The sequence below is a fragment of the Frigoribacterium sp. Leaf164 genome (assembly GCF_001423665.1).
Taxonomy (GTDB): domain Bacteria; phylum Actinomycetota; class Actinomycetes; order Actinomycetales; family Microbacteriaceae; genus Frigoribacterium; species Frigoribacterium endophyticum.
In genome coordinates, this window is sequence record NZ_LMOX01000003.1 from 1150956 (window position 1) to 1165044 (window position 14089).

At 74.1% G+C, this 14089-nt stretch carries 13 protein-coding genes and 3 tRNA genes; 6 read left to right on the forward strand and 10 right to left on the reverse strand.

Features of this window, described 5'->3' with window-relative positions:
* Nucleotides 1–2: 2 nt before the first annotated feature.
* From ASF82_RS13380 to tilS, 7 genes are all read right to left on the reverse strand, one after another.
* Nucleotides 3–476, reverse strand: a complete 474-nt coding sequence (locus ASF82_RS13380; protein WP_056057934.1) for a DUF3180 family protein — start codon at nt 474–476, stop codon at nt 3–5.
* Complete coding sequence (gene folK / locus ASF82_RS13385; protein WP_082514639.1) at nt 473–1135, reverse strand: 2-amino-4-hydroxy-6-hydroxymethyldihydropteridine diphosphokinase; 663 nt, start codon at nt 1133–1135, stop codon at nt 473–475. The genes ASF82_RS13380 and folK overlap by 4 nt, the downstream gene beginning before the upstream one ends.
* The gene (folB, locus tag ASF82_RS13390) at nt 1132–1608 is read right to left on the reverse strand and encodes a dihydroneopterin aldolase (protein ID WP_235491289.1); all 477 of its coding nucleotides are present in this window, start codon (nt 1606–1608) and stop codon (nt 1132–1134) included. Before folB ends, folK begins: the two co-directional genes overlap by 4 nt.
* Nucleotides 1605–3095 (reverse strand): dihydropteroate synthase, encoded by a 1491-nt coding sequence (gene folP, locus ASF82_RS16375; RefSeq protein WP_369814280.1) that lies wholly within the window; start codon nt 3093–3095, stop codon nt 1605–1607. The genes folB and folP overlap by 4 nt, the downstream gene beginning before the upstream one ends.
* A gap of 90 nt (nt 3096–3185) precedes the next feature.
* Nucleotides 3186–5183 carry an ATP-dependent zinc metalloprotease FtsH gene (gene ftsH / locus ASF82_RS13400; RefSeq protein WP_056057937.1) on the reverse strand — a complete coding sequence of 666 codons (1998 nt, stop codon included), beginning with the start codon at nt 5181–5183 and terminating at the stop codon, nt 3186–3188.
* A gap of 160 nt (nt 5184–5343) precedes the next feature.
* Nucleotides 5344–5895: a hypoxanthine phosphoribosyltransferase gene (hpt, locus tag ASF82_RS13405; RefSeq protein ID WP_056057941.1), complete on the reverse strand. Its 552-nt coding sequence runs from the start codon at nt 5893–5895 to the stop codon at nt 5344–5346.
* Nucleotides 5896–6002: 107 nt separating this feature from the next.
* A complete protein-coding gene (tilS, locus tag ASF82_RS13410; RefSeq protein ID WP_056057944.1) occupies nt 6003–6995 on the reverse strand; it encodes a tRNA lysidine(34) synthetase TilS in 993 nt (330 codons plus the stop codon).
* Between the two features lie 67 nt (nt 6996–7062).
* Between tilS and ppa the strand changes: the two genes are divergently transcribed.
* Nucleotides 7063–7554: an inorganic diphosphatase gene (gene ppa / locus ASF82_RS13415; RefSeq protein ID WP_056057947.1), complete on the forward strand. Its 492-nt coding sequence runs from the start codon at nt 7063–7065 to the stop codon at nt 7552–7554.
* A gap of 64 nt (nt 7555–7618) precedes the next feature.
* Here ppa and ASF82_RS13420 read toward each other — a convergent pair whose 3' ends face one another.
* Entirely contained in the window at nt 7619–8914 is a 1296-nt protein-coding gene (locus ASF82_RS13420; protein ID WP_056057951.1) for a M23 family metallopeptidase, read from the reverse strand.
* 261 nt (nt 8915–9175) lie between these two features.
* On the opposite strand from ASF82_RS13420, the gene ASF82_RS13425 reads away from it, so the two are divergent.
* The 4 genes from ASF82_RS13425 (at nt 9176) to ASF82_RS13440 (ending at nt 11323) form a co-directional block, all read left to right on the forward strand.
* A tRNA-Glu gene (locus tag ASF82_RS13425) sits at nt 9176–9248 on the forward strand.
* A gap of 64 nt (nt 9249–9312) precedes the next feature.
* Nucleotides 9313–9386: transfer RNA gene (locus tag ASF82_RS13430), tRNA-Asp, on the forward strand.
* Between the two features lie 59 nt (nt 9387–9445).
* A tRNA-Phe gene (locus ASF82_RS13435) sits at nt 9446–9521 on the forward strand.
* A gap of 272 nt (nt 9522–9793) precedes the next feature.
* Nucleotides 9794–11323: a glycosyltransferase family 39 protein gene (locus ASF82_RS13440; protein ID WP_056057954.1), complete on the forward strand. Its 1530-nt coding sequence runs from the start codon at nt 9794–9796 to the stop codon at nt 11321–11323.
* Between the two features lie 81 nt (nt 11324–11404).
* On the opposite strand, the gene rocD is transcribed toward ASF82_RS13440, so the two are convergent.
* Together rocD and ddaH are read right to left on the reverse strand one after the other, a co-directional pair.
* Complete coding sequence (rocD, locus tag ASF82_RS13445; protein WP_056057956.1) at nt 11405–12640, reverse strand: ornithine--oxo-acid transaminase; 1236 nt, start codon at nt 12638–12640, stop codon at nt 11405–11407.
* Nucleotides 12637–13515, reverse strand: coding sequence for a dimethylargininase (ddaH, locus tag ASF82_RS13450; RefSeq protein WP_056057959.1), 879 nt, complete (start codon nt 13513–13515; stop codon nt 12637–12639). Before ddaH ends, rocD begins: the two co-directional genes overlap by 4 nt.
* 104 nt (nt 13516–13619) lie before the next feature.
* Between ddaH and ASF82_RS13455 the strand changes: the two genes are divergently transcribed.
* A complete protein-coding gene (locus ASF82_RS13455) occupies nt 13620–14057 on the forward strand; it encodes an Lrp/AsnC family transcriptional regulator (protein ID WP_056057962.1) in 438 nt (145 codons plus the stop codon).
* Nucleotides 14058–14089 lie beyond the last annotated feature (32 nt).

The window sequence follows — 14089 nt, forward strand, 5'->3', positions numbered from 1 at the left end:
TCTCAGGCGGCCTGGGCCCCCGGCCCGCCGTCGTCGTCGTCACCGGGCGGCACGGTGCACATGTGCTCGGCGACGATCCCCCCGACGAGGAGGCCGAGGCCCCCCACGACGGCCACGACCGCGGGCACGACGGAGCCTACTGCCACCCCCACGCCGCGCGTCGTCATGAACAGCAGCACCCCGCCGGCGCCGCCGCCGAAGAGCGCCCCGGCCAGGCTGCTGGCCTTCGCGAGCAGCAGCACCCGGGTCGCGTAGTACGGGTCGACGCGCTCGGTGCGCGAGCCCCGGGCCACGCGGCGGACCGGCATCGCCATCGTCACGACGATGCCGCCGATGGCGAGCAGCACGAGACCGAGCACCACGGGCGGCACGATCGACGGCCGACCGGTCGCGACGAGCGCCGCGTCGAGCACGAAGCCGACCACGAGGGCGACGAGGGCGAGGCCGATCAGGGTGGCGGGGCGGGTGTGTCTCACGCGTCGGCTCCGGGGGTGTGGTCGGGGGCGGTGGCGGCGGGCTCGGAGCGGACGGCGCCGGGAGCGCGCTCGGCGGGCGGCCACAGCGCGCCGGCTCCCGCGACCGGCCGGGTGCGGTCGGGCAGCGCGGCGAGCAGGTCGGCGACGCGCCCTGCCCGGCCGAGCCGCGCCTCCGGCTCGACCTGCAGCCAGGGCTCGAGCACGAAGGCCCGCCCGGCGGCGCGCGGGTGGGGCAGCGTGAGGCGCGGGTCGTCGCTCTCGTCGTCGCCGAGCACGACCACGTCGAGGTCGAGGGTGCGGTCCCCCCAGCGCTCGGTGCGCACCCGGCCCCGGTCGGACTCGATCGACTGCAGGGCCGCCAGCAGGTCGAGACCCCCGAGGGTGGTGTCGACGAGGGCGACGGCGTTGAGGTAGTCGGGCTTGCTCTCGTCGGGCCCGTCGAGCGTGACGGCCACCGACGAGACGGGAGCGGACGCTGCGACGACGTGCACCCCGTCGACGGCGTCGAGGGCCGCGACGGCGTCGCGGAGCAGCCCGTCGCGGTCGCCGAGGTTGGAGCCGAGCGCGATCACCGCGCGACGGGCGAGGGGCCCGGGAGGCGCGGTGGGGGAGCCGGGGACCGGGACGGAGCCGGGGCGCGCGGGCCCCGCCGTGCTCACGCGCGCTCCCGGACGACGGTGATCGACACGTCGCCGAACGGCACCGTGATCGGCGCGTGGGGCTTGTGCACCGTGACCTCGGCCCGCACCGCGGCGGGGAACGACAGCACGACGTGCGCGAGCCGCTCGGCGAGGGTCTCGACGAGGTCGACCGGGTCGCGCTCGACGGCGGCGACGAGCTGCTCGGCGAGCACGCCGTAGTGGACGGTCTGCGCGAGGTCGTCGCCGTCGGCGGCCGGCGCGGCGTCGAGGTGCACGACGACGTCGACCACGAACTCCTGGCCGTCGCGGCGCTCGTGCTCGAAGACGCCGTGGTGTCCGGTGGCCCGCACGCCGCTCAGGCGCAGCACGTCCAGGCCGCGCGGCACGAGACGGCGGGCCGGGGCGGCCGGAGCTGCGCCGTCAGCAGCAGCGCCGGCGGCAGCAGCGCCGGCGGCGTCCGCGACGCCGCCCACCGGCACCTCGGCGGTCACGCGTGCCTCGCCGGTCGCGCGGGCACGGCGGCGCCCTGCCAGGCGTGCAGCACGTCGAGGGCGACGCGGGTGCCGGCCGCGTCGTGCACACGCACCGCCCACACGCCTTCCTGGGCCGCGAGCACGCTCACCACGGCGGTGGGGAGGTCGCGGTGCTCGGGCGGAGCGCCGTCGGGCAGCAGCTCGCCGAGGAACCTCTTGCGCGACGCCCCCACCAGCAGTGGCTGGCCGAGGCGGGCCAGCTCGGGCAGGGCCGCGAGCACGCGCCAGTTCTGGGCGGCGTCCTTCGAGAAGCCGACGCCGGGGTCGAGCACGAGGCGGTCGAGGCGCACGCCCCGGCCCGCGAGGGCGTCGACGCGGGCGGCGAGCTCGTCGCGGACGCGGCGGGCGACGTCGCCGCCGTAGTCGGGCGCGCCGCGGCCGTGCTCGAGGTGACCGCGCCAGTGCATGGCGACGAAGAGCCGCTCGGTCTCGGCGGCCACGTCGGCCATCGCGTCGTCGGCGAGGCCGCCCGAGACGTCGTTGATGACGTCGGCGCCGGCCTCGACGGCGGCGCGCGCCGTGGAGGCGTTCATCGTGTCGACGCTGACCCGCACGCCCTCGGACGCCAGCTCGCGGACGACGGGCAGCACGCGGCGCTGCTCCTCGAGCGGGTCGACCCGGGACGCCCCGGGGCGCGTGGACTCGCCGCCCACGTCGACGAGGTCGGCACCCGCGGCGACGAGCTCGCGAGCGTGGTCGAGGGCGGCGCCGAGGCCGACCCAGCGGCCGCCGTCGCTGAAGGAGTCGGGGGTCACGTTGAGGATGCCCATCACGAGGGCGCGGCCGCCGTCGGCGGGCAGCAGGTCGAGCGGGACGGCCGGGCGGGACCGGACGACGACGGGCGCCGCGTCGGCTCCCCGACGCCGTGCGCGCTCACCACGGGGCCGGCCGGGCTCGACCGAGGAGCGCGGAGGCCCGTCGACCAGCCCGGGGGCGGCGTGCGAGCCGATCCGGGTGCGCTCGGCGCCGACGGGCAGCGGGCCGTCGAAGCGGCCCCCCGCGACGAGGCGACGGCCGGAGGCGCGGGTCGGCTCGGCCTCGCCGCCCGCCTGCACCGGGGTCGAGACCGCGCGTCGCGACACGGCGTCGCGCGCCGGCGTCGGCTGCGCGGGCTGCGCCGGGGTCGGCTGCGCGGGAGTCGGCGTCGGCTGCGCGGGAGTCCGGGCCGGCGGCACGCGGATCACCGCGGCGGGCACCTCCGCCGCTGCCCGCGTCGCCGGCGTGTGCGTCACGGGAGGGAGCTGGGCGGGCGGCCGGACGGCGGCCGTCTCGTCGAGGGCGAGCGCGAGGCGTCGCTCCGTGCCGGAGGCCGGGGCCGACGTCGGCGGAGCGTCCACCTCGACCGGGTCGGGGTACCGCTCGCGCCCACGGGGCCGCCTCCACGCCGGAGCGTCGGGCGCGGCGGCCGGGTCGCGGCGGGAGCCGCCGGTCGGCGAGTCGGTCACGAGGTGCTCCTTGCCATCAGGCCTACGGTTCGACTGACCAGGCTACCGACCGGGGCGGGAGCTCCACACCGCCCCGGTCGGGTGGCCCGCTCAGGCCGTGGCGATGCCGGGAGCAGTGCGCGGCGGGCGCTTGCGGGTCGTGAGGCCCTCGGGCTCCGGCTCGGAGCCGACCCCGCCGTCGACGGCGTCGGCGTCGACGGGCGCCTTCGTCGGCATCGGGATCGCGGGGCGGTCCGACACGGGGCGCTTGTCGCTGGAGAGCCACTGCGGGCGCTCGGGCAGCTTCTTGACGTCCTTGAAGATCTCCGCCAGCTCGTCGTGGTCGAGGGTCTCCTTCTCGAGGAGCTCGGCGGCGAGGTGGTCGAGGATGTCGCGGTTGTCGTTGATGACGGCCCAGGCCTCGTCGTGCGCTTGCTCGAGCAGCACGCGCACCTCGGCGTCGACGGTCTCGGCGATCGTCTCCGAGTAGTCGCGCTGGCCCATGTCGCGGCCCATGAACTGCTCGCCCGAGCCCTGGCCGAGCTTGACCGAGCCGACCTTGTTGCTCATGCCGAACTCGGTGACCATCTTGCGGGCGGTGCCCGTGGCCTTCTCGATGTCGTTCGAGGCGCCGGTGGTCGGGTCGTGGAAGACGAGCTCCTCCGCGACGCGGCCGCCCATGGCGTAGGTGAGCTGGTCGAGCAGCTCGTTGCGGGTCACGCTGTACTTGTCCTCCAGGGGAAGCACCATCGTGTAGCCCAGGGCACGGCCGCGCGGCAGGATCGTGATCTTCGTGACCGGGTCGGTGTGGCGCATCGCCGCGGCGGCGAGGGCGTGGCCGCCCTCGTGGTACGCGGTGATGAGCTTCTCGTGGTCGTTCATGATGCGGCTGCGGCGCTGCGGGCCGGCCATGACGCGGTCGACGGCCTCGTCGAGGGCGCGGTTGTCGATCAGCTGCGCGTTCGAGCGAGCCGTCAGCAGCGCGGCCTCGTTGAGCACGTTGGCCAGGTCGGCACCGGTGAAGCCCGGCGTCTTGCGGGCCAGCACCTCCAGGTTGACCGAGGCGGCGAGGGGCTTGCCCTTGCCGTGCACCTCGAGGATCTGCTTGCGGCCGTCCAGGCCCGGGGCGTCGACGCCGATCTGGCGGTCGAAGCGGCCGGGGCGCAGGAGGGCGGGGTCGAGCACGTCGGGACGGTTGGTCGCCGCGATCAGGATGACGTTGGTCTTGACGTCGAAGCCGTCCATCTCGACGAGCAGCTGGTTCAGCGTCTGCTCGCGCTCGTCGTTGCCGCCGCCGACGCCGGCGCCGCGGTGGCGGCCGACGGCGTCGATCTCGTCGACGAAGATGATGGCGGGGGAGTTCTGCTTGGCCTGCTCGAAGAGGTCTCGGACGCGGCTGGCGCCGACGCCGACGAACATCTCGACGAAGTCCGAGCCGGAGATCGAGAAGAACGGCACGCCGGCCTCGCCGGCGACGGCGCGGGCCAGAAGGGTCTTGCCGGTGCCGGGAGGGCCGTAGAGCAGCACGCCCTTGGGGATGCGCGCACCGACGGCCTGGAACTTCGCGGGCTCCTTGAGGAACTCCTTGATCTCCTCGAGCTCCTCGATGGCCTCGTCGGCGCCGGCCACGTCGGTGAACATGACCTGCGGCGTCTCCTTCGACGCGAGCTTGGCCTTGGACTTGCCGAACTGCATGACCTTGCTGCCGCCGCCCTGCATCGACGAGAGCAGGAACCAGAAGATGGCGCCGATGATCACGAAGGGCAGGAGGACGCTCAGCAGCGAGAGGAACCAGTTGCCCTGCGTGACGTTGTCGTCGAAGCTCTCGAGCTTCGCGTCGTCGACCGCCTGGACGACCTCGTCGCCGCGCGGGGTCGCGTAGTAGAACTGCTGCTGCTCGTCGCCGTCCTTCAGGACGAGGTCGACGCGCTGCTCGTTGCTGAAGATGGTCGCCGAGGAGACCTTGTCGTCGTTCAGAGCCTCGAGGCCCTTCTGGGTCGACACGCGCGTCGAGCCGGAGGCGCTGATGACGCTCCAGCCGATCCCGATGCCGAGCACCGCGATCACGACGTAGATGATCGGTCCGCGGAAGAGTTTCTTGAGGTCCATGTCAGTACGGGCGGAGCCCGACACCTTTCTGCAGGGAGAACGTGAGGGAGAGGTTACCTCGCGTCCCCTCGGGGGCTGGTGGGTGTTCGCTCTGAGCGGTCGGGGAGCCCCTCACTGGGGCCACGGCCCCCGTCGGGCCCTCGGCCCGCCCGGGCCCCGGTCAGCTGTAGACGTGGGGCGCCAGCACCCCGACGCCGCGCAGGTTGCGGTACTTCTCGTCGAAGTCGAGGCCGTACCCCACGACGAAGTCGTTGGGGATCTCGTAGCCGACGTACTTCACGTCGACCTGCACCTTGGCCGCGGCAGGCTTGCGGAGCAGGGCGAAGATCTCGACGGAGGCGGCGCCGCGGCTCTTGAGGTTCTCGAGCAGCCACGAGAGGGTCAGGCCCGAGTCGATGATGTCCTCGACGATGATGACGTCGCGACCGTGCAGGTCGGTGTCCAGGTCTTTCAGGATGCGCACGACGCCCGACGACTTCGTCCCCGAGCCGTACGACGACACGGCCATCCAGTCCATCGGCGCGTTGAGCTTCAGCTCGCGCGCGAAGTCGGCCATCACCATGACGGCGCCCTTGAGCACGCCCACGAGCAGCGGGTCACGGCCGGCGTAGTCGACCTCGACCTGGCGGGCGACCTCCGCGATCTTCGCGTGGATCTGCTCCTCGGTGTAGAGGACGCTGGTGAGGTCGCCGTCGATGTCGCTGAGTTCCATGGGCGCGCGTTCTCCTGGGGGGTCGGGGATGACGGGGTGGGGGCGACGACGTCGGAGGTGACGACGTCGGGGGCGAGGGGCGGCGGCGCTGGTCGAGCGGCCGGGCCTCAGGCGGTGCCGGCGGCGCTGAAGTGCAGCACGCCCCCGGTGCGCTCCACTGTAACGCCCGGCAACGAGACGGCTCCCTGGCCGTGCCAGTCGGTCACGAGGCGGGCGACCTCGAGGGTCTGCGAGCGGCTGAGGACGACGCCGAACTCGCCCTCGACGGCCAGCCGGATCAAGCGCTGTCGGAGCGCGGCCGGGTCGGCCGCGAGCGCGCGGACGTCGAGCGAGATGCCGGCCTCGGCGTGGTCGGCGACCTCCTCGGCCTGCTCCTCGGCGAAGTGGTCGAGCGCCTCGGAGTCCTCACGCAGCTGCGCCGCGGTGCGGACGAGGGCCTCCGCGACGCCGGGGCCGAGCTCGCGCTCGAGCACCGGCAGCACGACCTGCCGGACGCGCACGCGGGCGAACGAGGCGTCGTCGTTGTGCGGGTCGAGCCAGGGGTCCAGCCCGAGGTCGGCGCAGGAGGCGCGGGTCGTCTCCCGCCGGACGGCCAGCAGCGGCCGTCGCCACGGCCCCCGCACCGCGTCCATCCCGTGCAGGCTGGTGGGCCCGCTCCCCCGCGCGAGCCCGAGCAGCACGGTCTCGGCCTGGTCGTCGAGGGTGTGGCCGAGGAGCACCGCGACCGCACCGGTCTCGGCCGTGACCTCGCGCAGGGCCCGGTAGCGCGCCTCCCGGGCTGCCCCCTCCGGGCCGCCCTCGACGCCGACGGCGACGCGGCGGACGACCACCGGGGCGAGCCCGAGCGCCGTCGCCTGGGAAGCGGCCGCGGCCGCCACCTCGGCCGACCCGGACTGCAGCCCGTGGTCGACCACGACGGCGCCGGCCCGCAGCCCCGCCCGGGGCGCCTCGAACGCGGTCGCCGCGGCGAGCGCCAGCGAGTCGGGCCCGCCGCTCAGGGCGACGAGCACGAGGGAGTCGGCGGCCAGGTCGCCGAGGGAGCCGCGGACGGCCCGGCGGACGTCGGCCATGGCGGGGGTCAGACGCGGTCTGTCGGGCATCTTGTAACGTTACCGGCAGCCGCCGACCGGTCTGGTCGGCACCCCCACGACTGAACCAGGAGCACCCATGGCCGCGTACGACGCCGTGATCGAGATCCCCAAGGGAAGCCGCAACAAGTACGAGGTCGACCACGAGACCGGTCGCGTCTACCTCGACCGCGTGCTCTTCACCGGCTTCGTCTACCCGACCGACTACGGGTTCTTCGAGAACACCCTCGGCCTCGACGGCGACCCCGTCGACGTGCTCGTGCTGCTCGACTACCCGCTCTTCCCGGGCGTGGGCGTGAAGGTCCGCCCCGTGGGCGTCTTCAACATGACCGACGACGGCGGCAGCGACGCCAAGGTCATCGCCGTGCCGGCGAAGGACCCGCGCTGGGAGCACATCCAGGACGTCACCGACGTGCCGGAGTTCCTCCGCAAGGAGATCGAGCACTTCTTCGAGCACTACAAGGACCTCGAGCCCGGCAAGTGGGTCAAGACCGAGGGCTGGGGCGACGCCGCCGAGGCCGAGGCCATCGTCGAGGCCGGCATCGTGAAGCTGGCGGCCGAGGGCCACTGACCCGCACCCGCCGACGACGGAGGGCCCGACACCTGCTGGTGTCGGGCCCTCCGTCGTCGTGCCGCTAGAGGCGGATGCCGCGCTGCGCCATGAAGTCGACCGGGTTGGCGGGCGTGCCGCCGACGCGCGTCTCGAAGTGCAGGTGGCATCCGGTCGAGTTGCCGGTCGAGCCGACGTGGCCGATCTGCTGCCCGACCTCGACGTGCTGGCCCACGCTCACCGTGATGCCGCCGTTCGGCTGGTGCCCGTAGCCGGTGGTGACGCCGCCGCCGTTGTCGAGCAGGACGAAGTTGCCGTAGCCGCCGTACCAGCCGGCGTAGCTCACCGTGCCGCTCGTCGCCGCGAAGATCGGCGTGCCGCAGGCCGCGGCGAGGTCGGTGCCCGCGTGCAGGATGTAGGCGTGCGTGACCGGGTTCACCCGCATGCCGAAGCCGCTCGAGATGTTCCCGCCCGACGGGCGCGTCCAGCCGGCGCTCGAGACGACGCCGGTGGGGGTGCCGTTCGTGGGGCTGCCCAGGCGGGCCGCCTCGGCGGCGGCGGCGGCCTCCGCGGCCTTGCGCTCGGCCTCGCCCTTCTCGAACTCCTCCTTGGTCGTGGTGAGGTCCGACTGGAGGATCGCGAGCTGCGTGTCGAGCCGGCTCTTGTTCTCCTCCTGGGCGGCGACGGCGTCCGCCGCGGCCTGGGCGGCCTCGTTGGCCGCCGCCAGCGCGTCCTCCGCCTCGACGGCCAGGGCCTTGAGCGCCGTGGCGGCGACGTCGGCCTGGTCGCTGAGCGACTGGGCGGTGTTGCGGTCCTGCGTGGCCTGCGAGTAGATGCCGTCGGCCTGCTCGGTCAGCTTCGACATGGCGCCGATCTTGTACAGCAGCTCGTTGGCGTCGCCCGGGTCGGCGATCAGGCTGCTGCTGATGTCGTTGCCGCCCGACGAGCGGCCGAGCTGGGCGGCGAGCTGGCCCGCGCGCTCCTCGCTGGCGGCGGCGACGGCGTCCGCGGCGTCGGCCTGGTCCTGCAGCTGGCCGAGCTTGAACTCGGCCTGGTCGTAGGCGGTCTGCGCCTCCTCGTAGGCCGCGCCCTTCGCGACGGCGTCGGCGTTCGCGGCCTCGAGGTCGGTCGAGAGCTGGGCGAGGAGGCCCGTGATGGTGGCGATCTCGGCGGCCTTCGCGTCCGTGTTCGCCTGGGCAGCGGCGACCTGCTCCCACGTGGGGTAGTCGGCGGCCCGGGCGGGAGTGGGGGCGGCGAGCACGCTGCCGGTGACGGCCAGCGAGAGGGCGGCGGCGACGAGGGCGAGGCGGACGGGGCGGCGGTCGCTGCTCGTGAGGAGGCCGCGGGCGGCACGCGGCCGTCGGGGGGAGGTCGAGATCATGAGGCATCACCGGTTCGTCGTGGTCGAGGCGCCGTGCGGCTCCGCCCGGCCGGGCGCAGGGCCGTCGCGACCAAGCATCAAGGACAGGTCGAACCTAGCTCCCGCTCCCCCCTCCGAGCGAGACCCCCGTCGGTGTGGCGACGGGGCGTCGCGGTCGTGAGGGACCCTCCTGGACCGGGGAGGCGCCTCCCGGGTTTGCATCGTGGCCGCGGGTTGCGTATGCTCCTTCCTCGGTTGCTCTGTGATCTTCCGAGGTCACTCGGCCCCATCGTTTAGTGGCCTAGGACACCGCCCTTTCACGGCGGCAGCACGGGTTCGAATCCCGTTGGGGTCACGGTTCCAGCAATGGTCTCGAGTCCGGTAGCATCGTTCACGGAAACACCACGCACCACCAGTTTGGCCCTGTAGCGCAGTTGGTTAGCGCGCCGCCCTGTCACGGCGGAGGTCGCCGGTTCAAGTCCGGTCAGGGTCGCAGCGACGGGTCACCCCGTCCGAGAGGCACCGCCTCTCACCAGGAGCTACGGCTCCCTCGGCTGGGTAGCTCAGTTGGTAGAGCGTTCGACTGAAAATCGAAAGGTCCGCGGATCGACGCCGCGTCCAGCCACCACGAAGCCCCCGGCCCCGCCGGGGGCTTTCTCGTTGCCCGGCGCGCGCTGCCGACGTGCCCGGGCTCGCTCCCGGCCCGCCCGGGCCCGCCCGCAGCTCCCCCCGGGGTCGCTCGCGACGCGTCGGAGGGGCACCCGCTAGCATCGGACGACCGTCCCCGCGCCCGAAGAACCGAGAGGTCCACGGATCGATGCCGTGCCCAGCTGCCGAGAGCCACGCCGAGGGCCCCGCCGCCGCGGGGCCCGGCTCCCCTGACCTCCGGGCCGCCGTCGCGTGAGCATCGGGCACGACCCCGCGGTCGCACACCCCCGCAGCCGCTGGCTCGACCCCGTGGTCGCCGGCCTGGTGGCGCTGCTGGTGGGCTTCGCGGCGTCGTGGGTGCCGTCGTACTGGAGCGACGAGGCGACCACCCTCCAGGCCGCCCGCCTGCCCCTCGGCTCGCTGCTCGAGTTCACTCACCAGCGGGACGCCGTGCACACCGCCTACTACGTGGTGATGCACGCCTGGACGACCCTGTTCGGCGAGAGCACCCTCTCGACCCGCCTGCCGAGCGCCCTCGCCGCGGGGGCCGGCGCCGCGGGCCTCCTGGTGCTCGTGCGGATGCTGACGACGCGCACGACGGCCGTCCTCGCCGCCGGCATCTACGCGGTGCTGCCCCGGCTGACCCTCGAGGCGGCGGAGGCCCGGCCCTACGCCCTCACCGCCGCCCTCGCCGTCTGGGCGACCGTCCTCGTCCTGGTCGCCTCGCGGCGGCAGAGCCGGTGGTGGTGGGTCGCCTACGGCGCCGGCCTCGCGGCGTGCATCGCCGTGTTCGTGCCGATGGCGACGATCGTGCTCGTGCACGGCGTCTTCCTGCTGCTCGCCCCGGCGCAGCGACGTCGTCGGGGAGCGCGCCACCGCCTCCTCGGCTGGTCCATCTCGACCGGCGCCGCGCTGCTCGTCACCGCCCCGGTGATCGGCACGGTCATCCGCGAGCGCACTCGGCTGCTGGGCAACGGCGACCCCGCGACGGGCTCCGACGTCACCTGGTACTCGGTGCTCGTCGAGCCCTGGTTCGCGACCTCCGTGGCCTACGCCGTGCTGGGCGCCGCCCTGCTCATCCTGCTCGGCACGCGCCTCCGCGACCGCTCGCGCACCCCCGGCAGCGTCGTGCTGCTCGGCGCGCTCTGGGTCGTGCTGCCGACCGGCGTGATGCTGCTGGTCGGCCTCGCCATCGCGCCGCTCTTCCAGGCCCGGCTGGTGGCCTGGTCGGCGCCGGGCATGTGCCTGCTGCTGGCGGTCGCCATCACGGGGTTCCGGAGGCGGTGGGTCAGCATCGCCCTGATCGCCCTGCTGGTCGCGGCCTCGGTGCCGACGTACGTGCTGCAGCGGCTGCCCGACGGCAAGGGCGGCGGCGCCGACCTCGCGCAGGTCGCGAGCTACGTCGAGCAGCAGGCCCGCCCGGGCGATGCCGTCCTGCTCGACGCGACCGGGGTCGTCTCGACCCGGCCCCGCCAGGCTCTGTACGCCTACCCGCAGCGCTTCGCGGGGCTCGACGACGTGGCCTTCGTCAGCTCGGGCATCGCCGCCGGCCGGTTCACCGACGAGACGCTCCAGCTCGACGACGCCGACGACCGCGCCGAGCTCTCGGAGCGCCTCGCCGCTACCGACCGGGTCTGGATCGTCCGGCGCCAGGTCGACGTGCTGACCGACGACGACCGCGAGCTGCTCGAGGGCCTCGGCTTCGCGAACGCCCAGGAGCACCGCACGGGGCGGAGCGTCGTCTACCTCTTCGTCAAGCCCGAGGGGCGCGCGGGCGGCTGAGGCCCGGCCGGGCCTGGCCGAGCAGCCGGGCGGCCAGGCGGCCGGTCCAGCCGGGCGGCCAGGCCGGCCGGCGACCCGACCTCAGGCGCGGAGGTCGCGCAGCACGGCCCCGAGCGTCGACACGAGCTCGTCGACCTCGGACTCCGTGATCACCAGCGGCGGGGCGAGGCGGATGGTCGAGCCGTGCGTGTCCTTCGCGAGGACGCCGCGGCGCATGAGCTCCTCGCAGACCTCCCGCCCGGTGCCGACCGCGGGGTCGATGTCGACGCCCATCCACAGGCCGGCGCCGCGCACGGTGACGACGCCCTCGCCGACGAGCGCGTCGAGGCCCTCGCGCAGGCGGGCGCCGAGCCGCGCCGCGCGCTCCTGCCACTCTCCGGTGGCGAGCATCCGCACGACGGCGAGGCCCACGGCCGCCGCGAGCGGGTTGCCGCCGAACGTCGAGCCGTGCTCGCCGGGCCGCAGCACGCCGAGCACGTCGCGGTCGCCGACGACGGCGCTGACCGGCACGACGCCGCCGCCGAGGGCCTTGCCGAGCAGGTAGAGGTCGGGCACGACGTCGACGAGGTCGCAGCTCACGGTCGCGCCGGTCCGGCCGAGGCCCGACTGGATCTCGTCGGCGATGAACAGCACCCGGCGCTCCCGCGTGATGCGGCGCACCTCGGGCAGGTAGTCGGCCGGCGGCACGACGACGCCCGCCTCGCCCTGGATCGGCTCGAGCAGCACGGCCACCGTGTCGTCGTCGATCGCGGCCTCGAGCGCGGCGGAGTCGCCGTAGGGCACCGTGACGAAACCGGGGGTGTAGGGGCCGAAGTCGGCCCGCGCCTCCTCGTCGTCCGAGAAGCTGATGATCGTCGTGGTGCGGCCGTGGAAGTTGCCCGACGCCACGATGATCTTCGCGGCCCCGGGCCGCACGCCCTTGACGCGGTAGCCCCAGGCGCGCGCGACCTTGACGCCCGACTCGACGGCCTCGGCGCCGGTGTTCATCGGCAGCACCATCTGCTTGCCGAGCAGGGCGGCGAGCTCGGCGGCGAACGGGCCGAGCTGGTCGTTGTGGAACGCCCGGCTGGTCAGCGTCACCCGGTCGAGCTGGTCACGGGCGGCCGCGACGAGGGTCGGGTGGCCGTGGCCGAAGTTCACGGCCGAGTAGGCGGCGAGGCAGTCGAGGTAGCGGCGGCCGTCGACGTCGGTGACCCAGGCGCCCTCGGCGGTCGCGACGACCACGGGCAGCGGGTGGTAGTTGTGGGCCAGCGCGGCGTCCTCGACGGCGATGGCCGCCTCGGTGGGGCCGGAGGCGCGGGTCGTGTCGATCGTCATCGTCGCAGCTCCAGGGTGCAGCACTTCACGCCGCCGCCGCCGAGCAGCAGCTCGGAGAGGTCGACGCCGACCGGCTCGTAGCCCCGCTCGCGCAGCTGTCGCGCGAACCCCGTGGCCTTCTCGGCGATCACCACGTGGAGACCGTCGCTGTAGCTGTTCAGGCCGAGGATGGTCGCGTCGTCGTCGCTGACCAGGACGGCGTCGGGGAACCGCTCGCGCAGCACGGCCAGGGAGGGCTCGTCGAAGGCGCTCTCGAGGTAGGCGATGTTCTGGGCGCCGCCCTCGACCGGCTCCGGGTCGAGCACGGCCACCGCGGTGTCGAGGTGGTAGAACCGCGGGTCGACCAGGGTCAGGCCGACGACCTCGCGACCGGTGACCCGGGCGAGCTCGGCGTGCGAGTCAGAGGCGCTGCGGAAGCCCGTGCCGGCGAGGATCACGTCGCCCACGAGGAGGAAGTCGCCCTCGCCCTCGTTGACCTCGACGGGCTCGGCGACGCGGAGGCCCGCCTGCCGGAACCACTCCATGTAGGCGGGGCCCTCGGGCTGGCGCTCGGGGTAGGTGAACTTGGCGCCGTAGGCGACGCCGTCGAGCACGAAGCCCCCGTTGGCCGCGTAGACCATGTCGGGCAGACCGGGCAGCGGGTCGATCAGCTCGACCTGGATGCCGAGCCGGAGGTAGGTCTCGTACAGTGACTCCCACTGCCGCACGGCGAGCGACGTGGAGGTCGGCTTCGACGGGTCCATCCACGGGTTGATGCGGTAGCTGACCGTGAAGTGGTCGGGCCGGCACATCAGCACCGTGCGGCGGGAGGCCCGTCGCGTCGGCGCCGGCGAGGCGGCTGCGGAGGGCTGGGCGGTGGGGGCTGCGATGCTCACGCCAGCCAGTGTCACACGCAGCCTGCGCATCATGGACGCTCAGGACGCACTTAAGTTGCGCAGGCGAGGCCCACCGCGCAACTTTCTAGCGTAGGATGCCCGATGTGGACAACCTCGACTACGGCATCATCGACCTGCTGCGCCAGAACGCCCGGGCGGGCTACGGCGACATCGGCTCGTCGGTGGGCCTCAGCGCCTCCGCCGTGAAGCGACGCGTCGACCGTCTGGTGGCCGACGGCGTCATCAAGGGGTTCACGGTGCAGGTCGACCCCGCCGTCGACGGACTCGGCACGGAGGCGTTCGTCGAGCTCTTCTGCCGGGGCACCGTGTCGCCGGCCGAGCTGCAGCGCATCCTCAGCACGGTGCCGGAGGTGGTCGACGCCGGCACGGTCACGGGCAGCGCCGACGCGATCGTGCACATGCGCAGCCGCGACATCCCGTCGCTCGAGGAGGCGCTCGAGCGCGTCCGGAACGCCCCGAACGTCGACCACACCCGCAGCGCCATCGTGCTCTCGAAGCTGATCAGCCGCCAGCCCGCGTAGCGCGCCGAGCGCCGAGCGCGCTCCGCGCACGG